22 protein-coding genes are annotated in these 20,337 nt (G+C 69.0%); 9 read left to right on the forward strand and 13 right to left on the reverse strand.

Features of this window, described 5'->3' with window-relative positions:
- Positions 1-220: 220 nt before the first annotated feature.
- Genes ACTWQN_RS13525 through ACTWQN_RS13535 form a run of 3 tightly spaced genes read left to right on the forward strand, consistent with a single transcriptional unit; the run spans position 221 to position 3,671 of the window.
- Positions 221-1,375, forward strand: coding sequence for a CaiB/BaiF CoA transferase family protein (locus ACTWQN_RS13525; protein ID WP_443203789.1), 1,155 nt, complete (start codon positions 221-223; stop codon positions 1,373-1,375).
- Between the two features lie 15 nt (positions 1,376-1,390).
- Positions 1,391-2,206, forward strand: a complete 816-nt coding sequence (locus ACTWQN_RS13530) for a citryl-CoA lyase (protein WP_443203790.1) — start codon at positions 1,391-1,393, stop codon at positions 2,204-2,206.
- Positions 2,196-3,671 carry an amidohydrolase family protein gene (locus ACTWQN_RS13535; protein WP_443203791.1) on the forward strand — a complete coding sequence of 492 codons (1,476 nt, stop codon included), beginning with the start codon at positions 2,196-2,198 and terminating at the stop codon, positions 3,669-3,671. Before ACTWQN_RS13530 ends, ACTWQN_RS13535 begins: the two co-directional genes overlap by 11 nt.
- A gap of 9 nt (positions 3,672-3,680) precedes the next feature.
- Here the strand turns inward: ACTWQN_RS13535 and ACTWQN_RS13540 are convergent, their stop codons facing one another.
- The 12 genes from ACTWQN_RS13540 to ACTWQN_RS13595 form a co-directional block, all read right to left on the reverse strand.
- Positions 3,681-4,505 (reverse strand): carbohydrate ABC transporter permease, encoded by an 825-nt coding sequence (locus tag ACTWQN_RS13540; protein ID WP_443203792.1) that lies wholly within the window; start codon positions 4,503-4,505, stop codon positions 3,681-3,683.
- Positions 4,502-5,374 carry a carbohydrate ABC transporter permease gene (locus ACTWQN_RS13545; protein WP_443203793.1) on the reverse strand — a complete coding sequence of 291 codons (873 nt, stop codon included), beginning with the start codon at positions 5,372-5,374 and terminating at the stop codon, positions 4,502-4,504. Before ACTWQN_RS13545 ends, ACTWQN_RS13540 begins: the two co-directional genes overlap by 4 nt.
- A gap of 5 nt (positions 5,375-5,379) precedes the next feature.
- On the reverse strand, positions 5,380-6,690 hold the full coding sequence (locus ACTWQN_RS13550; protein ID WP_443203794.1) for an ABC transporter substrate-binding protein: 1,311 nt from the start codon (positions 6,688-6,690) through the stop codon (positions 5,380-5,382).
- Positions 6,687-7,661: an MBL fold metallo-hydrolase gene (locus tag ACTWQN_RS13555; protein WP_443203795.1), complete on the reverse strand. Its 975-nt coding sequence runs from the start codon at positions 7,659-7,661 to the stop codon at positions 6,687-6,689. Before ACTWQN_RS13555 ends, ACTWQN_RS13550 begins: the two co-directional genes overlap by 4 nt.
- A 9-nt stretch (positions 7,662-7,670) precedes the next feature.
- Complete coding sequence (locus tag ACTWQN_RS13560) at positions 7,671-8,585, reverse strand: LysR family transcriptional regulator (protein WP_443203796.1); 915 nt, start codon at positions 8,583-8,585, stop codon at positions 7,671-7,673.
- A gap of 148 nt (positions 8,586-8,733) precedes the next feature.
- Positions 8,734-9,588, reverse strand: coding sequence for an SMP-30/gluconolactonase/LRE family protein (locus ACTWQN_RS13565; RefSeq protein ID WP_443203797.1), 855 nt, complete (start codon positions 9,586-9,588; stop codon positions 8,734-8,736).
- A 20-nt stretch (positions 9,589-9,608) separates the two neighbouring features.
- On the reverse strand, positions 9,609-10,622 hold the full coding sequence (locus ACTWQN_RS13570; protein ID WP_443203798.1) for a zinc-dependent alcohol dehydrogenase: 1,014 nt from the start codon (positions 10,620-10,622) through the stop codon (positions 9,609-9,611).
- Positions 10,619-10,909, reverse strand: coding sequence for a hypothetical protein (locus ACTWQN_RS13575; RefSeq protein WP_443203799.1), 291 nt, complete (start codon positions 10,907-10,909; stop codon positions 10,619-10,621). Before ACTWQN_RS13575 ends, ACTWQN_RS13570 begins: the two co-directional genes overlap by 4 nt.
- 36 nt (positions 10,910-10,945) lie before the next feature.
- Complete coding sequence (locus ACTWQN_RS13580; protein ID WP_443203800.1) at positions 10,946-11,296, reverse strand: hypothetical protein; 351 nt, start codon at positions 11,294-11,296, stop codon at positions 10,946-10,948.
- 89 nt (positions 11,297-11,385) lie between these two features.
- Positions 11,386-12,216: a patatin-like phospholipase family protein gene (locus ACTWQN_RS13585; protein ID WP_443203801.1), complete on the reverse strand. Its 831-nt coding sequence runs from the start codon at positions 12,214-12,216 to the stop codon at positions 11,386-11,388.
- Positions 12,217-12,329: 113 nt separating this feature from the next.
- Positions 12,330-12,995, reverse strand: a complete 666-nt coding sequence (locus tag ACTWQN_RS13590) for a response regulator (RefSeq protein WP_443203802.1) — start codon at positions 12,993-12,995, stop codon at positions 12,330-12,332.
- A 4-nt stretch (positions 12,996-12,999) separates the two neighbouring features.
- Positions 13,000-14,247 carry a sensor histidine kinase gene (locus ACTWQN_RS13595; protein WP_443203803.1) on the reverse strand — a complete coding sequence of 416 codons (1,248 nt, stop codon included), beginning with the start codon at positions 14,245-14,247 and terminating at the stop codon, positions 13,000-13,002.
- 115 nt (positions 14,248-14,362) lie between these two features.
- On the opposite strand from ACTWQN_RS13595, the gene ACTWQN_RS13600 reads away from it, so the two are divergent.
- Genes ACTWQN_RS13600 through ACTWQN_RS13615 form a run of 4 tightly spaced genes read left to right on the forward strand, consistent with a single transcriptional unit; the run spans position 14,363 to position 16,975 of the window.
- Positions 14,363-14,851 carry an RNA polymerase sigma factor gene (locus ACTWQN_RS13600; protein ID WP_443203804.1) on the forward strand — a complete coding sequence of 163 codons (489 nt, stop codon included), beginning with the start codon at positions 14,363-14,365 and terminating at the stop codon, positions 14,849-14,851.
- A gap of 8 nt (positions 14,852-14,859) precedes the next feature.
- Positions 14,860-15,474 (forward strand): methylated-DNA--[protein]-cysteine S-methyltransferase, encoded by a 615-nt coding sequence (locus tag ACTWQN_RS13605; RefSeq protein WP_443204044.1) that lies wholly within the window; start codon positions 14,860-14,862, stop codon positions 15,472-15,474.
- A complete protein-coding gene (locus ACTWQN_RS13610; RefSeq protein WP_443203805.1) occupies positions 15,471-16,199 on the forward strand; it encodes a 2OG-Fe(II) oxygenase in 729 nt (242 codons plus the stop codon). Before ACTWQN_RS13605 ends, ACTWQN_RS13610 begins: the two co-directional genes overlap by 4 nt.
- The gene (locus ACTWQN_RS13615; protein WP_443203806.1) at positions 16,199-16,975 is read left to right on the forward strand and encodes an Ada metal-binding domain-containing protein; all 777 of its coding nucleotides are present in this window, start codon (positions 16,199-16,201) and stop codon (positions 16,973-16,975) included. Before ACTWQN_RS13610 ends, ACTWQN_RS13615 begins: the two co-directional genes overlap by 1 nt.
- A gap of 73 nt (positions 16,976-17,048) precedes the next feature.
- Here ACTWQN_RS13615 and ACTWQN_RS13620 read toward each other — a convergent pair whose 3' ends face one another.
- Positions 17,049-17,744, reverse strand: a complete 696-nt coding sequence (locus ACTWQN_RS13620) for a hypothetical protein (protein ID WP_443203807.1) — start codon at positions 17,742-17,744, stop codon at positions 17,049-17,051.
- 157 nt (positions 17,745-17,901) lie between these two features.
- Here ACTWQN_RS13620 and ACTWQN_RS13625 point away from each other — a divergent pair, with 157 nt between their 5' ends.
- Together ACTWQN_RS13625 and acs are read left to right on the forward strand one after the other, a co-directional pair.
- Positions 17,902-18,222, forward strand: a complete 321-nt coding sequence (locus ACTWQN_RS13625; protein ID WP_443203808.1) for a hypothetical protein — start codon at positions 17,902-17,904, stop codon at positions 18,220-18,222.
- Entirely contained in the window at positions 18,219-20,333 is a 2,115-nt protein-coding gene (gene acs, locus ACTWQN_RS13630) for an acetate--CoA ligase (RefSeq protein ID WP_443203809.1), read from the forward strand. Before ACTWQN_RS13625 ends, acs begins: the two co-directional genes overlap by 4 nt.
- The last annotated feature ends 4 nt before the right edge of the window (positions 20,334-20,337 follow it).

Raw genomic sequence — 20,337 nt, forward strand, 5'->3', positions numbered from 1 at the left:
CGGGTGAGGTGGACGATTTCGCGCGAAATCGCCGTCTCCCACGCGGGGCGGGGGGCGATTTCGCGCGAAATCGCCAGGTCTGCCACCCGCACCGCGAAGCAAGACGAGTCCAAGGACAGGCACTCCGGCGGTGCTGAGAAGCGTTGACATGCGGGCAATGCTGCGCGCACGATGACGGACGATCGTCCGCTGTACGGACACCGTTCGTTTGGGAGGTGCAGTGACGGGCACCGACGGACCGCTCGCCGGACTGCTGATCGCAGACTTCTCCCGCATCCTCGCCGGTCCCTACGCCACCATGCTGCTCGCCGATCTGGGCGCCGAGGTGATCAAGGTCGAGTCCCCGGCGGGCGACGACACCCGCACCTGGATTCCCCCGGAACGCGACGGGGTGTCGACGTACTACCTCGCGATCAACCGCAACAAGCGGTCGATCGGCCTGGACCTGAAGAACCCGGACGATCTCCGCGCGGCCCGCGAACTCGCCAGGCGCGCCGACGTCCTCATCGAGAACTTCAAACCCGGTGGGCTGCGGCGTTTCGAACTCGACTACTCCTCGGTCCGCGAGACGAACCCGGGCGTGATCTACGCTTCGATCAGCGGCTTCGGCACGGCTGGCGGCGCGGCGCTGCCCGGCTACGACCTGCTGGTGCAGGCCGCTTCCGGGCTGATGAGCCTGACCGGCGACGCGGACGGTCCCCCGTACCGGGCCGGGATCTCGGTGTTCGACGTGATGACCGGGATGCACGCCGCGATCGGCATCCTCTCGGCGCTGCACCACCGCGATCGCACCGGCGAAGGCCAGCACGTCGAGGTCAACCTGCTGTCCTCGGCGCTGTCCGCGCTGGTCAACCACTCGGCCGCGCACGTCGCCGGGGACGTGGTGCCGCACCGCATGGGCAACGCACATCCCAGCCTGTTCCCGTACGAGCCGCTGCCGACGGCCGACAAGGACCTCATCATCATCGCGGGCAACGACGGCCAGTTCCGGATCCTGTGCCGGGAACTCGGACTGGCGGAGCTCATCACCGACGAGCGCTTCCTGCACAACGAGGACCGCACCCGCAACCGCGAACAACTCCGGCCGCTGCTCGTCGGCAAGCTCATGCAGCGCTCCGCCGACGACTGGTTCCGGCAGCTGTCCGCGGCGGGCGTGCCGTGCGGCCCGATCAACCACGTCGACGGAGGCGTGGCGCTGGCCGACGAACTCGGTCTCGATCCGGTGGTCCGCGTGGGCGCCGGGGACGACGTGGTGCCGTCGATCCGCAACCCGATCTCGCTGTCGGCCACGCCGACCCGCCACGTCCTGCCACCACCGGGGCTGAACCAGCACGGCGACGAGATACGCGCCTGGCTCGCCGAACCCGCCGACTGATCCGAGGAGCGACCCTTGTCCGACGAATCCCAGGGCTACCCCACCTCGATCGGCACCTCCGATGCCACCACGATCACGCTGCTCGGCCACGACCTCGCCGACGAGCTGATGGGCGAGGTCGGCTTCGGAGAGCTGGCCTTCTGGCTGACCACCCGGCGCCGCCCGACCCGGTCGGAAGTCCGCGTGTTCGAGACCGTGCTCGTCGCACTGGCCGACCACGGCTTCACCCCGACCGCGATCGCGGCGCGCCTGACCCTGTTGTCCGCACCCGAGTCCGTGCAGGGCGCGATGGCGGCCGGTCTGCTCGGCGGCGGATCCCGATTCCTCGGCGTCACCGAGGACACCGGCCGCTTCCTCGCCGAAACCCTCGCCGCGCGGCCCGAAACCCCCGCTACGGACGAGGAATGGGACGCGCTGGCGCGCCGCGCCGTCGAAGACCGCCGCGCGCAGCGGAGGCTGGTCCCGGGCCTTGGCCATCCGGTCCACAAAGGACAGGATCCGCGGACACCGGTCATCATCCGCATCGCCCGCGAGGAGGGGCAGTACGGCCCGCACCTCGCGTTGTTCGAGGCGATCGGGCGGGTGGCGCCCGATGTGCTCGGCCGAACGCTGCCGCTCAACGGTGCCGGTGTCTGCGGTGCGGCGCTCGCCGATCTCGGGCTGCCGATCGAACTGCTCCGGGGCTACGCCCTGCTCGCGCGCGCGGCGGGCTTGCTCGGCCACCTCGCCGAGGAGCTCCGGCAGCCCATCGGGGGCGACGTCTACCTGTCCGTCGACCGCAATGCGCACTACGTCGATCCCGAGCACAGCGAGGTGCGAGATGACGCCTGATCCGCAGGTAGCCGACTTCACGCCGGACCGGCCCGTGTTGTTCCGCGGTGCGACCGTGCTGTCCATGGATCCATCGATCGGGGTGCTCGACGGCGGCGACGTGCTGGTCCGGGGCGATCGGATCGAGCAGGTGGGGCGGGACCTCGCCGTCCCGGACAACGCGGTGGAGGTGGACGCGACCGGCGGCATCCTGTTGCCCGGCATGGTCGACACCCATCGCCACATGTGGCAGACCGCGCTGCGCGGCCTGGGCGCGGACTGGACGCTGTCGCAGTACTTCGTGTTCTACTACCTGAACTGGGGCAAGATCCACCGCCCGGCCGACATCCACGCGGGCAACGTGCTCTCCGGCATCGAGGCGCTCGACGCCGGGGTGACGACCACAGTGGACTGGTCGCACGGGCTGCAGACCGTCGAGCACGCCGAAGCGGCGGTCGAAGCGCTGCGCTCACTGCCAGGCCGGTTCGTGCTGGGCTACGGCAACATCCTCGGGGCGCCCTGGGAATGGGCCAACGACGCCAGGTTCCGGGCCTTCGTGAGCGAGCACTTCAGCGCGCCGGACGAGATGCTCGGCCTGCAGCTGGCCTTCGACGTCACCGGCGACGCGGAATTCCCGGAGCGGGGCGCGTTCGAGGCCGCCAGGGACCTCGATCTCCCGGTGACCACCCACGCGGGCGTGTGGGGCGCGACGAACGACGACGGCATCCGGCTGATGTGGGAGCACGGCTTCATGACCCCGAAGGTCACCTACGTGCACGCCACCACGCTCACCGACGACTCCTACCAGCGGATCGCCGCTTCCGGCGGCACCGCCTCGGTTTCCACGGAGAGCGAGCAGAGCGCGGGCCAGGGCTACCCGCCCACCTGGCAGCTGCGCAAGCACGGCATCCCGGTGTCGCTGTCGATGGACACCAGCGTGTGGTGGAGCGCCGACCTGTTCTCGGCGATGCGGGCGACGCTGTCCGCGGACCGGTCCCGCGAACACCTGGAGGCGCACGCGCACGGCGAAACGGTGGTGCACAACAAACTCCGCGCCGCGGACGTCGTGGAGTGGGCGACGATGGGCGGGGCCCGTGCACTGGGGCTCGACCACCTCATCGGCTCGCTGACGCCCGGTAAGAAGGCCGATCTGGTGCTGATCAAGAACGACCGGTCGCCGACGATGTTCCCGATCCTGCACCCCTACGGGCACGTCGTCTACCAGGCCGGTCGCGGCGACGTGCACACCGTGCTGGTGAACGGCGAGTTGGTCAAGTACCGGCACGAACTCGTCGGCATCGACCTCGACCGAGCGCGTGCCGAGGTCGCCGCGACGGTGGAGCACATCCGCGCCGGGATGGGCGAGGAAGCCTGGCGGGAATGCATGGCACCGGAGATCCCGGAAACCGAGCTGATCCCGAACCCCTACACCTACGCGGACTACCGCGGCGACGGCGTCGCGGTGCAGCACTCCGAACCCTCGTGAGCTCGGCGATCATCGCAGCCCGGAGTGCAAGAAGGCGTGGGTTATGTGGCGTGCGGTGAACACGTAAACGGCGAGCACGGGCACGGTGGAAAGCGTCGCGGCCGCGAGTAGTGGTCCGGGATTGGACCCCTCGGTGTTGGTGAACAACGTCAATCCCATTTGGATCGTGGCGTGTTCCGGTGTCGGCGCGATCAGCATCGGCCACAGGTACTCGTTCCAGGTGTTGATGAAGGACAGGATCGTCACCGCGCCCAGCGCGGGTCGCGATAGGGGAAGGACGACGTGCCACAGCGTCTGGATCGAGTTGGAGCCATCGAGTTGGGCGGCGGAGAACATTTCCTCCGGGATGGTGTGAAAGTTCTGCCGTAGCAGTAACACCGCCAAGGCGCAGCCGCCCAACTGCGGGATGATCAGCCCTGCGTAGGTATCCAGCCTCCCAAGGCGGGAGACGAGCAGGAACTGGGGAATGATCAGGGCCTGCGCCGGGATCAGCAGCGCGATCGTCACCAGCACCAGCAGTAGTCGCTGTCCTCGGAAACGGAACCGGATCATCGCGTACGCGGCCAATACAGCGATCACCAGATGGCCCACGCTGACACCGGCCGCGGTGACGAGTGTGTTGAGCAGCAAGCGGAACAGCGGAAATTCCTGGGTCGCGACTTGGTAGTTCTCAAGGCTGGCGGGCAGCGGAAGCACACTCGCTCCGTAGAGATCGCTCGCTGGCTTGAACGAACTGATCAGGGCCCACAGCAGGGGAAGTAGCAATCCGAGGCAGGCAAGCACGAGTACCGCGTGACTGCTGGCGCGGTATCTTCGACCGCCGGGCTTGATCACTTCGCCACCGCCGACCGTCGGTGCCGCAGCAAGCCGCGGATGACCAGTGGCGCACCGAGTACCGCCATCAGGACGACCGCCGCGGCCGACGCCGTGCCGGGTTCGAAAAAGGTGAAACCGTAGGTGTAGATCCGGTAGTAGACGTTGTCGGTGACACCGTCCGGGCCTCCTTGGGTCAGTACGGCCACGTTGGTGAAGGCCCATTGCCCGGCGAGGACGACGGTCACGCCGACGAGTAGCCCGGTGGTGCGTACGAGTTGGGGGATCAGCACGTGACGAGTGACTTGTCCCTCGGTCGCTCCGTCAGCGCGGGCTGCTTCCACACATTGCGGGTCGAGTCCACTGAGTGCGGCCCCGTAGAGGACGACGTTGAGGGCGACGATTTTTCCCGCGGTGATGAGCGCGATGGCGGGTAACGCGGTGTGGGGGTTGCCCAGCCAGTTGACCGGACCGAAGCCCAGCAGTCCCAAGGCCTGGTTGGCCATGCCTTGCAGCGGATTGAGGAGGAACTGCCACGACAACGCGTTGGCCACCGGTGCGAGCACCACAGGTGTGAACAGCAGCGTGCGGTAGATCGTGCTTGCCCGACCGGGCCGTTTCCACAGCAGGATCGCCAATGCCATGGGCAGGGCGGTCGCGAACGGCAGTAGGCAGACGACCAGCAGCACCGTCCGTGCCAGCGCCGCAGGAAATTCGGGCTGGGTGAACAGGTCGAGGTAATGCTGCAGCGCGGCGAACTCGGGCGCGCTGGTGAAGTCCCAGTCGACCACGCTGAGCAGCACGGTGAAGACCAGCGGCCCGTACATGGTGACCGCGAGCACCAAGACGAGCGGCGTCAGATAGGCCCATGCCCCGCGCGAGGGTGTCATCGTGGTCATCCGCCGGTGAGTCCGCGGATCTTGTCGGCGACGGTGCGGAGGGTGGCTGGTGGCTCCGCGTCCCGCAGCATGATCGGCGCCACCGCCTCGTCCTGCAGTGTCACCACGGCTTGATTTGCCTTCGGCCCGTTGAAGAACGTGTACGGGGTCAGGGTGTCCAGTTGCCGCAAGGCGGGAAGTAGCCGTTTGTCCGAGTCGAAGTAGCCCTTGAGATAGCGCGGCTCGCTGACCACGTTGGGCCGCAGCGGCAGGTAGCCGATTTTGGTGGTGATGGTGGTGAAGGCTTGCTCGCTGGTCAGGAACTGGATGAACTTCCACGCCGCCTGCTGCTTGGCCGGGTCCTTGGACAGTACGGCGAGTCCGGCTCCGGAGTAGGTGGGCCGGGCTGGTTTGTCGCCGAAACGGGGAAGTCCCGCGGTGAGCACCTGAAATTTTCCGGCCGCCGCCTTGTCCAGTGCGGTGAGGACGGCGGTGGAGGTCACCAGCATGCCCAGTTTGCCCGCCTTGAATGCCGCGAGTGCGTCGTCTTCGCTGACCGCCGGTTGGGCTCCTGACCGGGTCAAGTCCGCCAGCACCTGCAATGCCTGCACCGCGGGCGGCTGATCCAGCGTCACCGCCCCGTTCGGGGAGACGATCGAGCCGCCGTTGCTGTTGACAAGGGATTGGGTCAGGAAGTCGGATTTGCTGGCATTGGCCGCATCCACGTAGACGCCGTAGGCGCCGTGCTGGACGAGGGCGAGCGCGGCGGCCTTGACGTCATCGAAGGTTTCGGGCGGTCGCGTCGGGTCCAGGCCGGCGCTGCGGAACAGATCGGCGTTGTAGAACAGGGTGGGAATCGACATCGTGTAGGGCATCGCCGCAGTGCCACCGTCGTGTTCGGTGGCTTTCAGCACTGCCGGGTTGAATCCGGCGACGGTGTCGTTCCAGTCCCGCTCCGAGGCTATCTTCTGCACCGGCGTGATCGGTAAGGTCTGATAGGCCTCGGCCATCTTGCTCCAGCCGATCTGCGCCACGTCGAAGCCCGTACCACCCATCTCCGATGTGCGCAGCTTGGTCAGTACGTCCGCGACGGCAACGCCTTGTGGATTGATCTTGATGGTTGGGTTGGCTCTTTCGAACTCGTCGATGAGCTCCTGCGTCCCCTGCCCGCCAAGGTCGCTGGTGCCGTAGTTGTAGGACAGGAACGTCAGCGTGATCGTCCCCGGTGGCCCTGCGCTGTGCTGGCCGCAGCCCGCCAGTGTTGTTGCGAGAACAGCCGCGAGCGCCGTGCGAACGGCCAGCTTGCCGCGGAGCGTTCGGTTGATCACTGCAGTGCCTCTCGCGCCTGGTGAATGGGGAATCGGGCATACGGCGTCGCGACGTGTACCGGGCCTGCGAACAGCGCGGCAGCACTGTCCCGGAACAGCTCCAGCTGGCCCGGATCCGCGGAGCTGAAGTGGGTGAGCACGAGCTGCCCGGCGCCAGCTCGATGCGCAACCTCGGCGGCGTCTTCGGCGCAGAGATGACCGTGGGGACCGGAATCCGGTGCGGCCAAGGTGCATTCCGCCAACAGCAGGTCGGCATCCCGGGCGAGTCGGCGCAAAGCGTCGGTGCGGCCGGTGTCTCCGGTGTAGACGAGGGTGCCGTCGGCTGAGGTGATGCGGAAACCGCAGTTCGGTGCGGCGTGTGCCAGCAGTTCTGGCTCGACTTGGGCAGCGCCCACCGCGAACGGTTGCCCTGGGTCATATTCGTGCACGTCGAAAGCGAGGTCGAACGCGCGGTCCAGCGCTGGCACGGTGGCCACCGGAAACAGCGCCGCGAGCTGCGTCAACAGCGCCCGAGCACCTGCGGGAACATACAGCGGTATCCGCCGCGCCAACCGCACATCATCCTGCGGAGGCTCTCCGTCGACCGGATAGCGCAACCCCGCCGAAAGCAGGGCCTTGCCGATGGGCAGCAGGTCATAACAGTGATCAAGATGAACGTGGGTGATCAGCACCGCGTCCAGCGCATCAAAAGCGCACAGCCCGCTCAACGCCGTGGCCACGCCGGGACCGCAGTCCAGCAGGAGGGTGGTGTCAGCACCGGCGGTCACCAGGTAGCCCGAGCTGGCCTGGCCATCCGCGGGCATGCCGGAGCGGCAGCCAAGAATTGTCAACTCCATCAAGAACACTCGATTTCTTCCGCATGATGCCGGGAAACAGGGAGGAATCCGTCGGCTATCAGCTTTCAAGTGCGGCACCTTCGGCGCAATGAACAAATGCCAAAGACGCGATTGAGTTGTCCAATCGCAGACCACGCCACGTGATCAGCACCGTCCCACCGCCGCAGGCTCGGTGAATGGCCCCGCCGCCGCAACGCAATCCAGGAACCGCTGGGTCGACGGCGCGGCGCCCCCGGCCGACCACACGATGCACACATCGACGATCGGCTCGGGCTCCACCAAAACGATGGGCTTCAGCCCCATCCCGGCGGCCTCGGTCGCCCGTTCCGCCGATGCGAACCCCACCGCCGATCCCGTGGCCACGACCATCGCTGTTCCGATCGAGTCGTCGACCTCGTCGGCTACGTCCAGTTCAGCCCCGGCATGCCGCGCGGCCATCACCAGGGCGTCGTAGCAAGCCGGGCTCAACTCGCGCTTGAACAACAGGCAGCGGTGCTCGCACAATTCCGCGAACGACACCTCGCGACGAGCGGCCAGCGGATGCTGTGTCGCCACCAACGCCATCAGGGGCGTGCTAAACACCAACCGAGAGGCGTACGCCGCATCCGTCGGCGCACCAAACACCAGTGCCACATCCAACTCACCGGCCGCGACGCCAGCCAACTGGGGACCAGAACGCTTTTCCACCAGCACCGGTCGCAACCCCGGATAACTGTCCGCCAACCGACTCAAGGTTGCTGGCAGCACCCGCCGACCCGCCGGGTAGTTGAACCCCACCCGCACCGTCCCGTGGTGACCAGCATCCGCCTCCTTCGCCGCGTTGATCGCCTCTCGAAGCTGACCCAGCAACCGTCGAGCGTCCTGCTGGAACACCGCCCCAGCGGCCGTCAACTGCACCCGGTGCGGACCCCGATCGACCAACCGCACCCCCACCGCCCGTTCCAAGCGCTGCACGTGCTGGCTCAACGAGGGCTGCGAAAGGTGCAACCGCGCCGCCGCGCGACCGAAATGTCGCTCATCGGCGACCGCCAGGAAGGATTCCAAATACCGCAATTCCATGCCATCTCCCGGCCCGCCGACCACCGCGCCTCAAGGCGCGATTAGAGACTGCGGACTCAAGCTGGCCAAGAAGCGACAACGGCGTGTTGACACCACAAACGGCAAACAACCAGCCGCAAAACGCCATTGGTGCTAGTGCCGAGCACGGTCATCCCCGATAGGGCAGGACCGGCTGGCCATGGCCCGCTCGCGGCACCCGGAAGACCGCGCCCGCCAGCGGATGGGCCTCCAGGTCGGTGCCCACCTGGGAAGTCGTGATGTACAGGTCGGTCAGGTCGGGGCCGCCGAACGTGCAGGCGGTCACCTTCGGCGCGGGGACCTCGATGCGGTCGACGAGTTCACCGGTCGGCGAGTAGCGGTGCACGCCTGACCCGCCCCACAGGGCCACCCACAGGTACCCGTCCGCGTCCACGGTGAGCCCGTCGGGCGCACCGGCCTCCGGCGCCACGTGCGCTACGTGGCGCCGGGCGCGCAGCTCGCCGTCGGCGTAGTCGAACGCGTCGACGCACTGCGTCGGAGTGTCCACGTAGTACGCGGTCGTCCCGTCCGGGCTCCAAGCGAGGCCGTTGGAGATCGTGACCGCGTCGAGGACGACCGAAACCGAACCATCCGCGTCCAGCCGGTACAGCTTCCCCATTCCGGGATCGCTGCGGTAGGACATCGATCCGCAGTAGAAGCGGCCGTCGGGATCGCAGCCGCCTTCGTTCATCCGCACCGCCGGATCGCGCCACACCTCGGGCAGCGGCCGCACCTCGGTCAAATCGTCGTCGGCCAGGGCGAATCCCCGCTCCAGCGCGAGCACCGCGCCGCCAACGCTACGAGGCCGCAACGCCGCCGCGACCGAGCCGACGTGCGCGCGCCGCACCGCACCGGTCGCCTCGTCCAGCGTGAGCACGTCCCCGGCCAGCATGTCCACCCAGCGCAACCCGGGCCAGTCCCGGTGCCACACCGGGCCTTCGCCGTGGTGCGCGCACGGGTCGGTGAGCTGCTGTGCTTCGGCCATCGGGGATCTCCTCGAAGCTGTCAGGGATGCAGGAGGACCTTCACGATCCTGGCACGTTCTCCGTCGCGGGCCCGCAGCGCCTCGGCCGCGTCGTCGAGCCCGTACTCGCGGCTGATGATCCGGCCCGGATCGAGCACGCCGGTGGTGAAGGCCCGCACCGCGTGGACCCAGGCCCCCGACGGTGCGCCGAACACCGTGTGCAGCGTGAGCTGGTTTTGCACCAGGTGTCCCGGCGACGGCGGTTGTTCGTCGTGCGCGGCAACGCCGGTCAGCACGACCCGCCCGCCGCGACGAGCCAGCCGGGTGGCCAGATCCGCGGTGCCGGAAGCACCCGCGGCCTCCAGCACCGCGTCGAAGCGCCCGAAGTGCTGCGCTGCCTCCGCAGAGCGCCACGACGTGGTTGCACCGCACGCGACGGCCAGCTCCGCGCGCGTCGGCTCGGGGTCGACCACGACCAGTTCCGCCGGTCCCGCCGCGGCCAGCAGCTGCGTGGCGAGCAACCCCAGGCTGCCTCCGCCGACGACCGCGACGCGCTCACCGGGCACGGTTGCCAGCTTCAGGCACGCCTGCGCCACGCAGGCGGCCGGTTCGAGCGCTGCCGCGGCCCGCAGGTCGGCGTTGTGCGGCAGCACGTGCAGCAGGCGTGCCGGAATGGTGAGGTAGTCGGACCACGCGCCGGGCTGGGTGAATCCCGTCTCGTCATATCCCGCCGCGCACAGGTTGTTCTCGCCGCGACGACAGGCAGCGCAGACCTGGCAGCTGCGAAACCCCTCGCCCACCACGGATTCGCCGACCAGCTCGGCGCGGACGCCCGAGCCGACCTCGACCACGGTGCCCGACCACTCGTGCCCGGGAACGACCGGGTAGCGCACGAGCCCCGCCGGGCGTCCGCCGGTGAACAGTTCGCGGTCCGATCCGCAGATCCCGCTCCACGCCACGCGGATCAGGGCCTCCCCCGGGCCGGGCGGCACCGGTTCGGCAGGCCCCACCCGCAGGCTGCCCGGTCCATCGATGGTGACGGCGCGCGGCGTCATCTGGCGGTGCCGTGCTTGAGCGGACGCAGCCAGACCCAGCGGAGGAACAGCGCTGCCACGGCGAGCATGGCCAGCCCGGTCCACAGGTTGATGTTGATGCCCTGCGACTTCACCAACCCGGCCGCGGTGGGGAACAGCCCGGCCGCACCGATCAGCAGGCCGTAGAGCAGGAACAGCCCGCCGATCATCGTTCGGATGTCGAAGAGCTTGCGCGCCGTCGCCGACTGCTGCTCCAACTCGGCGACAGCCGCCGCGCGCCTGGTGCGCTCGACCGCATCTTCTGGCATTCGGTTCCTCCTTGCACGCTGCGGAATCTTCCTCGCTCAGAACGAGAACGGGAGGTAGCACAATGCGGCCAAGACTATTGCGCTCCATCCAAGCACGGCCGGGCGCCGGTACCAGGCGGAGTCACCGGGCGCCGGTTCGCCCGCCGAGCGGGCCGCCGCGCGGCTGTAGACCAGACCTTCGAGTTCGGCGTCGGTCTTGGGCGAGGTCGCCAGCGCGATCGGCACGCTGACCGCGACGTCCACGCAGAAGGCGATCATCGACGAGATCAGGTTGGCGCCCTGGTCGGTGCTGATCGGCACCACACCGCTCTGGTACGCGACGTAGAAGCTGATCGGTGCCAGCGTGCCGACAGGGAGCGCTGCACCTCCGCGAAGTTCGTCGTCCAATGTTCGGGACGATGTACCGACGTCGCGCGATGCGCCTCGATGCACCCATATCGCTCAAAACAACAAACCCGATCATGTTAGCGATCACATCAAACTGCGATGCGACGGCGACGCTGGACGAGATCCCGCAGCTGCCAGTTCGTCGCCTGGTAGCCACGCTCGATCAGCTGCCCCGTCCGGGAGAACGTCCAGCCCGTCCCGGGATTGACGGCGCCGCCCAGCACCAGAACCCGGTGATCGTCAACCGAGGCGGACGACCGGTACCCGACGGGGCGGGGCCAGCGGGTCGTCGGCAGCGCGATCACGGAAGCCGCACCGAGTTCGAAGGCCTCCGCGATCGGCAGGTCGTGGCGGATCCCGCCATCGACCAGGGCGACACCGTCGATCTCGACCGCGGGCAGCAGCACCGGTATCGCGCAACTCGCCAGCAGCGCGGGCAGCAGCGGTCCAGCGCGGAGCACGCGCTGCCGACGAGCTCCGCGTTCGGTCGCGAGCACGAACAGCGGCACGGCGAGTTCCTCGAACCTGCCGTGCGGCGGGAGGACCGATTCGGCGAGTCGGCGCAGCCCGTCGCCGCTGAACACCGCCCGTCGATCGCGCACCGATCCGCCGCCCCAGCAGAAGAGATCGCGGGCCCGCGCGCGCCGCCACAACGTGTCCAGACTTGGGACCGCCGAAGCGGGATCGGCGGCCAGCACCGCGGCGTTGAGCGCACCGACGGAGCAGCCGACGAGGAAATCGGGGCGAACACCGTGCTCGCCCAACGCCCGCAACTGTCCTACTTGGACAGCTCCGTGACTGCCACCGGCACCCAGCGCGAACGCCACCGGGCGAGGCAGCGGCACATCGTGCGGATGGTGCTGCCCCGCCGCCGGACGGGCCCGCTCGGCGCGGCGAAATATCGGGTGCGATCCGGTCATCGTTGCTCCTCGTGCGGCGCCGGTTCGCACCAGACCATGCCGTTTCGGGAGCTCGCACCGCGTCTACCCGCGGTCAGCGATCGATGTGACCAGGGGTTGAGACAGCCCGGATCTCAGTGCTGCGGGCCGGGGCGGATCAGCCGATGTTCGTAGGCGAAGACCACCACCTGTATCCGATCCCGCAGCCCCAACTTCGTCAGGATCCGCCAGACGTGCGTCTTGACGGTGCCCTCGCTCAGGTGCAGTTCGCCCGCGATCTCGGCATTGGAGCGGCCGCGGCCGACCAGCAGCAGGATCTCGCGTTCCCGCTCGGTCAACGGCGCCAACGGATCCGGCCCGGTCAGCGGCACCGGGAGCTCGGTGGCCACCTGGTCGAGCAGCCGCCGAGTCGTCGACGGCGCGATCACCGCGTCGCCGCGGTGCACGGTGCGGATCGCGGCGAGCAACTCCTCGGGGTCGGCGTCCTTGACCAGGAATCCGCTGGCACCGGCGCGCAACGCGGCGAACGCGTGCTCGTCCAGGTCGTAGGTCGTCAGCATGATGACCTTCGGCGCGGCCTCGCGGGACAGCAGACGTCGTGTCGTCTCAACGCCTTCCAGCCTCGGCATGCGCACGTCCATGAGCACCACGTCCACCGAGGTCGTCGCCAGGCGGTCCAGCGCCTCGCGGCCGTCCCCGGCCTCCCCGATGACGGTCATGTCCTGCTGCGAATCGACCACCATCGCCAAACCCGCGCGCACCAGGGCCTGATCGTCGACCAAGAACACCCGGATGCTCACCGGCTCACCTCTCCCCCCGGCGCGGCAACCACGCCTCCACCAGGTATCCGCCACCGGTCGCCGGACCCGCCGCGGCCCGCCCGCCGACCACGGACAGCCGTTCCCGCATGCCGACCAGTCCGTGCCCGGGATCGCCGAGGCCCGCACCCGCGCCATCATCGCGCACCTCGATCACCACGGAGTCCGCGAACCACCCGAAACGCACCCGCGCTCGGGCACCGGCCCCGGCGTGCTTCAGCGTGTTCGTCAGCGCCTCCTGGACCGCCCGGAACGCGGCGAGTTCGGCGGCGGGGCTCAGGCCGTGCTCGCCGTCACCAGGTGCATCGCGCTCCTCGAACGCGACGGGCACACCCGCCGCGCGGATGCGATCGAACAACTCCGGAAGATCGGCCAGTCGCGGATGCGGGAACTGCTCATCGTCGCCCGCCGCGCTGCGCAGCACCTGCAACAGTCCCCGGATGTCGGCCAAGGCCTGGCGTCCGGTTCGCGCGATGGTGGACAGCGAATCCACCGCGCGGGCCTGGTCGGTCTCGGCCACGTACCGGCCGCCGTCGGCCTGGCTGATCACCACGGACAGCGCGTGTGCGACGACGTCGTGCATCTCGCGGGCGAGGCGCGCGCGCTCGTCGGCGACCGCGCGCCGCGCGCGCTCCTCCCGCTCGGCCTCGGCGCGCACCGCACGGTCTTCCAGTGCGGCAACATGAGCGAGCCGCACCCGGCGGAACATCCCGAGGCTCCATGCCGCCACCACGAACGGGATCAACCGCAGCGCCGCGTGCTCGAACCACTGCGCCGGTCCGGCGGGAAGACCGGCGAGCGGGAAACCGCAGACCGAGACCACCACGGCTCCGACCACGCCGGTGGCCAGGCCCAGCACCGGAGCGAGCCGCGCTCCGCAGGCGCTCAACGAATACAGCGCCACCAGGAACAGCGGTGCGGACGGCAGGAACCACCAGATGCTCGCCAGCTGTTGGACACCCGTCGCGGCACCTACGACGGCGAACGACACACCGGGGCGAACCCGGCGCCACGCGACCGCGGCATGTCCGGCCACCACCGACGCCACCACCAGCGCTCGCCACGGCGGGCGCGTGGCCGGTGCCCCACCTACCACCGGTTCGCTCGTGCCGTCGAACAGCAGCGAGACCGTCCACAGGCCGAGCGTTGCGGCGAGCAGCACCGCGAACCCGGAGTCGACCAGCAGCGGATGCGCCCGCAACACCCGGCCGATGCGCTCCAGCCAGACCGGCACCCCGGCACTCCGATCGAACCTCCGCACCGCCACGCCCCCGAGCATCCCGCATGCTGTTGCGCATCCGCTGCACATCCGCACCTCACGTTCTGATGTTCCGGGGCGTTTACCGGGGGTGAAGGTGAGACCGTTCGAGCAGATCGTTGACGAGTACGGGCCGATGGTGCTGCGGGTTTGCCGGGCCGTGCTCGGACCCGCCGACGCCGACGACGCGTGGTCCGAGACGTTCCTGGCTGCCCTGCGCGCCTATCCGGAACTGGCCGAAGACGCGAACGTCGAGGCGTGGCTGGTCACCATCGCGCACCGCAAGGCGATCGACGTCACCCGAGCCGCGGCGCGGCGACCGGTGGTGGTCGAGCGCCTGCCCGAACGGACCAGCACCACGGGCAGACCGGAGGACTGGGACGGCGACCTGTGGGCCGCGCTCGGCGCGCTGCCGACCAAGCAGCGCACGGCGGTGGCCTACCACTACCTGGCCGGGCTGCCCTATGCCGAGATCGCCGCGATCACCGGCGGCAGTGCCGCCGCCGCGCGTCGGGCCGCCGCCGACGGCATCAAGACCCTGCGCGCGACCTATCAACACGCCACGAGTGCGGGAAGGTGAATGTGATGATGACGAGCCACGAATCCGATGACCGGCACCTGTTCGACGCGCTCCCGGCGATCGGCGTCGACGCCAGCGCCCGGCTGCACGCCCTGCTGGTCGAGGCCGCCGAGCGGGAGGGCCTGCTCGACGTCTCCTACCGCACGGTCGACACCCCGGTCGGCGAACTGCTGCTGGCCGCGACCGAACAGGGCCTGGTGCGGGTCGCCTTCGCCCGCCAGGGCCACGACCAGGTTCTGGAGTCGCTGGCGGAAACGGTCAGCCCGCGCATCCTGCGCGCGCCGGGGCGGCTGGACGAGGTCGCCCGCCAGATCGAGCAGTACTTCGCCGGGCAGCGGCGTGTTTTCGACCTGTCGCTGGACTGGCGCCTCTCGCGCGGGTTCCGGCGCAACGTGCTCTCGCACCTGCCGGACATCACTTACGGCAGCACCGCGAGCTACGCCGCGGTCGCCGCGGCGGCGGGCAGCCCGAAGGCGGTGCGGGCGGTGGGCACGGCGTGCGCGACCAACCCGCTGCCGGTGGTGGTGCCGTGCCACCGCGTCGTTCGCTCGGACGGCACCGCTGGCGGCTACGTCGGCGGCCCGGAAGCCAAGACCACCCTGCTGAGTTTGGAGGCGGCATGAGCACCGCGAATTCGGACCGGTTCGCCAAGCGGGTCGCCAGTGCGGACTGGGGTGCGGTCGCTACCGGGGTCAACGACTACGGCTGCGCCCTGCTGCCGCAGTTGTTGACCCCGGCCGAGTGCGAGCGCATCGCCGCCCTGTGGGACGAGCCGCGGCATTTCCGCGCCACGATCAACCTGCGCCGCCACCGCTTCGGCGACAACGGCGACTACCGCTACTTCGCAGCCCCGTTCCCGGCGCCGGTGGAGGAACTGCGGCAAGCCCTGTACTCGCGACTGCTGCCCATCGCCCGAGACTGGCACGACAAGCTCGGACGCGAAGCGGAGTGGCCGGGCACGCTCGACGAGTGGCTGGACGTCTGCCACCGAGCCGGGCAGACCCGCCCCACCCCGATCCTGCTGCGCTACGAGCCGGGTGGCTGGAACGCGCTGCACCGCGACCTCTACGGCGACAAGGTGTTCCCGTTGCAGGTAGTGATCAACCTCAACGATCCGGGCACCGACCACACCGGCGGGGAGTTCCTGTTGGTCGAGCAACGCCCCCGCGCCCAGTCGCGGGGCACCGCGACGCTCATCCCGCAGGGCTGCGGCCTGGTGTTCACCACTCGCGACCGGCCGGTGCGCTCGGTTCGCGGGTGGTCGGCGTCCCCGGTCCGGCACGGGGTCTCGCCGGTGCGTTCCGGACGCCGCCACACGCTGGGCCTGGTCTTCCACGACGCCACCTGATGTCCTACACGCTGATCGGGGCCGATGGGCAGCCGTACGAAAGCGCCGTGCCAGGTGAGCTCGGCGGGTACCGGCGCGGCCGGATCTACGGACGGCTGGACTGCCCGTCGGCGCGGCGTGCGATCGCCGATGGCGGCTACGTGGCTCATCGGGTGTTCTTCGCCGACGAAGCCACCGCGCGTTCGGCGGGTTACCGGCCCTGCGCGGTGTGCTTGCCTGAGCAGTACCGGCAATGGAAAAGCGGTCAGCTGCCTGGAACCTCGGCCCCACTGGTCCGACGATCGCGAGCACCGGCTGTGACTGCGCCGACCGCGCCCGCCCCGCCGCACAGCGCGGCTAAGGTCGCGGCGGTGCTGGGGCTGCTCGCGGGGATGCGGCCACGCGTGGCCTACATCGTGGTTGGGACCTCGCGCGACGCGGTTTCCCGCGCGACCGCCGCCGCCCTCGCCCAGGCCTGGACCGAGCGCGGCGGGCACGTGCTGGACATCGTGGACTGGCCCGAACAGGCCGCGTCCTGGTTGCGGCAGGCCCGCCGCTTCACCGCGCAGGATCCCGACGCGTGGGTGGTGACCGGGCGACTGCCCGGCTGGCTGCGGATGGGACGTCGACTCACGCGCTCCACCGGTTGGGACCCGGCGCGCACGGTCGCCACCGCCGCGCTGGCCAGTGACGACCTGATCGCCATCGGCGGAGTCGGCACCTTCGACGGGCTGCGCGGTGCGACCCGCGACGGCGGCACCTGGGAAGTCGCCAGCACCCAGCTGATCCAGCACTAGCAGGTGCTGCCGCGCCCCGGGAACCAGTCAGTCCACTATGGATTGTCCCGGAACCGATGTGGTTGCAGGCGGTTCAGTGCGCGAAGGCCGTTCCGGTGGCCGGAGCCCGGTCGACCTCCGGCCGGTAGGCCATCAGCACCGACGTCAGGCCGAGCCACACGGCGAACACCACACCGGTAACCAGCGACGCGATCGTGACGAACACGCCCGGCACGTAGAAGGAAGTGACACCGGCGACCAGACCGATCAGCCCCACGGCGAAACCGAACCAGCCCAGCCACGGCGCCATCAACTCGCGCCGCACCATGGCTGCCCCGGCGGTGGCCGCGAACAACGCGATCAGCAGACCGAGCGCCCCCAGCGACAACCGGTGCAGCTCGGACAGCACGAACACCATCGACTGGCTGGCGCTTTCCACGTTCCGGCTCAGCGAGACCAGGGTGGTGACCGGCAGCGTGCTCACCATCGTCATAATCGCCAGGCCGACGCCCGCGCCGAAGACCACCGGCGAGAACGCTTCCGCACCGCCTTCAGCCCGCTGCAACAGGTGGCGCAGGTGCCCCACGAACCACAGGAACACCACCCCCGCAACGGTCGCCAGCAACGCGGACAGCAGCACCGTCGACCGGTTCGCGGCCACGTAGAAGAAGGCCAACACCGGCTCTTCGCTGGTCGGCGGCAACGGGTTGAGGAACAGGCTCACCAGCAACAACACCGCTGCGGCCAGTCCGCTTATGGCACCTGCGCGTTCCCATGCGCGTTCATTCATCACAGCCCCCTAGACAAAAGAAATGCGAACGCCAAACCACGGGTACCCCGGAGGCGCTCGCGTCACCTCGTTGCCCGCGACCGAGACGTCGGGGTGGTCCGGAGATACGATGATGTCGTCGCAGAATTCGGTGCGGTGGCCAGCGCGAGCAGCACCCTTGCAGACATCGGACTGGGCGGCGATGACGCAGCAGTACCTCGTCGGCGAACTGTCACTGCGGTTGGCGCAGTTGCAGGCGGTCGCGGGTGCCCCGGCCGCCGCGGTTGAGGCTGCCCGGCTGCGCCGTGAAGTCGAAACGACCCTGCCGACCGCGTTGACGTCGGTGGCGGTCCGGGCCGTGCGCCTGCTCGACGAGTTCTGCTGGGACTCCCTGCACAGGGGCGACGTCGCCGCATTCGACGGCCAGGCCGAGGTGTCCGCGGAACTGTACGAGTTCGGGGTTTGCGCTGGCCTGTTCGGGCGGGAGGGTGAGCCATGACCACAGCACACGAGTCACCGGCCTCCGAAGCGGAGATCTCCGTGCACTGGCGGGAGGAGGACTACTACCAGCCACCGGCGAAGTTCATCGCCCAGGCCAATGCCGCCGACCCGGACATCCTCGGTCGCTTCGACGAAGGCCACTTCCCGGACTGCTTCAAGGAATACGCCGACCTGTTGAGCTGGGACGCCTACTGGCACACCACGTTGGACACCTCGAACCCGCCGTTTTGGCGGTGGTTCGTAGGCGGGCGGCTCAACGCCTGCTACAACTGCGTCGATCGGCACCTGGCCACCGATCGCAACAAGGCGGCCCTGATCTGGGTCCCGGAGCCGGAGGACGAGCCGACCAGGACGATCACCTATCAGGAGCTGTACCGGCAGGTCAACGAGTTCGCCGCCCTGCTGCGCGACTTCTGCGGACTGCGGACCGGTGACCGGGTCACCTTCCACCTGCCGATGGTGCCCGAGCTCCCGGTGGCGATGCTCGCCTGCGCCCGGCTCGGCGTGATCCACTCCGAGGTCTTCGGCGGGTTCAGCGGGGCCGCCTGCGGCGAGCGGATCGCCGACTCCGGCAGCCGCATCCTGGTGACCACGGACGGTTACTACCGCAACGGTCAGCTGTTCGACCACAAGGCCAAAGCCGACGAGGCGGTGCGGACCGCGGACGGACTCGGACAGCAGGTCGACAAGGTGCTGGTGTGGCGGCGGCACGCGGGGCGTTGCACCTCGCGGACCCCGATGGTCGACGGGCGTGACTTCTTCGTCGACGAACTGCTCGCCGAGCACCACCGGGCGGTCGTCGAGCCCGTCTCGATGCCCGCCGAAGCCCCGCTGTTCCTGATGTACACCAGCGGCACCACGGCGCGCCCCAAGGGTTGTCAGCACTCCACCGGTGGATATCTCGCATACGTCGCCGGGACCTCGAAGTACTACCAGGACATCCACCCGGAAGACACCTACTGGTGCTGTGCCGACATCGGGTGGATCACCGGCCACTCCTACATCGTCTACGGTCCGCTGGCGCTGGGCACCACCAGCGTCATCTACGAAGGCGCCCCGACCTACCCGGACGCCGGTCGGGTGTGGCGGATCGCCGAGCGGTTGGGGGTGAACATCTTCCACACCGCACCGACCACAATCCGCATGCTGCGCAAGCTCGGCCCGCGCGAACCGGACAGGTACGACTACCACCTCAAGCACATGACCACCGTCGGCGAACCCATCGAGCCGGAGGTGTGGCGCTGGTACCACGATGTGGCTGGCAAGGGCGAGGCGGTCGTGGTCGACACCTGGTGGCAGACCGAGAACGGCGGCTTCCTGGGCAGCACGCTGCCCGCCCTGCAGCCGATGAAGCCGGGCAGCTGCGGTCCCGGCGTTCTCGGCGTGTACCCGGTGATCTACGACGAGAACGGCAACATCGTCGAGGCGGGTAGCGGCAAGGCGGGCAACATCTGCATCCGCAACCCGTGGCCGGGGATCTTCCAGACCATTTGGGGCCAACCCGAGCGGTTCGTGCAGATCTACTACGCGAAGTACTGCCGGAACCCGGCCAGCACCGACTGGCGGGACTGGCCGTACTTCGCCGGGGACGGGGCGGTGCAGGCCGCCGACGGCTACTTCCGGATTCTCGGCCGGGTCGACGACGTGATCAACGTAGCCGGGCACCGGCTGGGCACCAAGGAACTGGAGTCCGCGTCGCTGACCGTCCACGAGGTTTCCGAGGCGGCGGCGGTCCCGGTGATCGACGAGATCCGCGGTCGAGCCGTCGAGATGTACGTCGCGCTGCAACCGGGCACGGCGCCCACCGAGGCCATCCGGCAGGCGGTGACCGGTGCGATCGAGCGCGAGATCGGCAAGATCGCCCGGCCGAAGAACGTCTGGATCGTCGACGACATGCCCAAGACCCGCTCCGGGAAGATCATGCGCCGGGTCATCGCCGGGATCTCGAACTTCTCCGATGTGGGCGATGTGTCAACATTGGCCAATCCGGAGATCGTCGACGAGATCCGGCACCGCATCCAGAGCGCAAAGCTCGCGCACGGCGAGGTGCCCCGGCAGCTCACCCGCGAAGAAGCCGCGGAGATCAGGTCCTTCGGCCGCAACGAGTGAACTC

The organism is Saccharopolyspora antiqui, assembly GCF_052246905.1.
Classification (GTDB): domain Bacteria; phylum Actinomycetota; class Actinomycetes; order Mycobacteriales; family Pseudonocardiaceae; genus Saccharopolyspora.

Coding starts and splice junctions, on each gene's coding strand:
- ACTWQN_RS13535 (WP_443203791.1), top strand. CDS start 2,196: ATGACGCCTGATCCGCAGGTAGCCGACTTCACGCCGGACCGGCCCGTG.
- ACTWQN_RS13545 (WP_443203793.1), bottom strand. CDS start 5,374: ATGACACCCTCGCGCGGGGCATGGGCCTATCTGACGCCGCTCGTCTTG.
- ACTWQN_RS13560 (WP_443203796.1), bottom strand. CDS start 8,585: ATGGAATTGCGGTATTTGGAATCCTTCCTGGCGGTCGCCGATGAGCGA.
- ACTWQN_RS13565 (WP_443203797.1), bottom strand. CDS start 9,588: ATGGCCGAAGCACAGCAGCTCACCGACCCGTGCGCGCACCACGGCGAA.
- ACTWQN_RS13570 (WP_443203798.1), bottom strand. CDS start 10,622: ATGACGCCGCGCGCCGTCACCATCGATGGACCGGGCAGCCTGCGGGTG.
- ACTWQN_RS13575 (WP_443203799.1), bottom strand. CDS start 10,909: ATGCCAGAAGATGCGGTCGAGCGCACCAGGCGCGCGGCGGCTGTCGCC.
- ACTWQN_RS13585 (WP_443203801.1), bottom strand. CDS start 12,216: ATGACCGGATCGCACCCGATATTTCGCCGCGCCGAGCGGGCCCGTCCG.
- ACTWQN_RS13605 (WP_443204044.1), top strand. CDS start 14,860: ATGACGAGCCACGAATCCGATGACCGGCACCTGTTCGACGCGCTCCCG.
- ACTWQN_RS13610 (WP_443203805.1), top strand. CDS start 15,471: ATGAGCACCGCGAATTCGGACCGGTTCGCCAAGCGGGTCGCCAGTGCG.
- ACTWQN_RS13615 (WP_443203806.1), top strand. CDS start 16,199: ATGTCCTACACGCTGATCGGGGCCGATGGGCAGCCGTACGAAAGCGCC.
- ACTWQN_RS13620 (WP_443203807.1), bottom strand. CDS start 17,744: ATGAATGAACGCGCATGGGAACGCGCAGGTGCCATAAGCGGACTGGCC.
- acs (WP_443203809.1), top strand. CDS start 18,219: ATGACCACAGCACACGAGTCACCGGCCTCCGAAGCGGAGATCTCCGTG.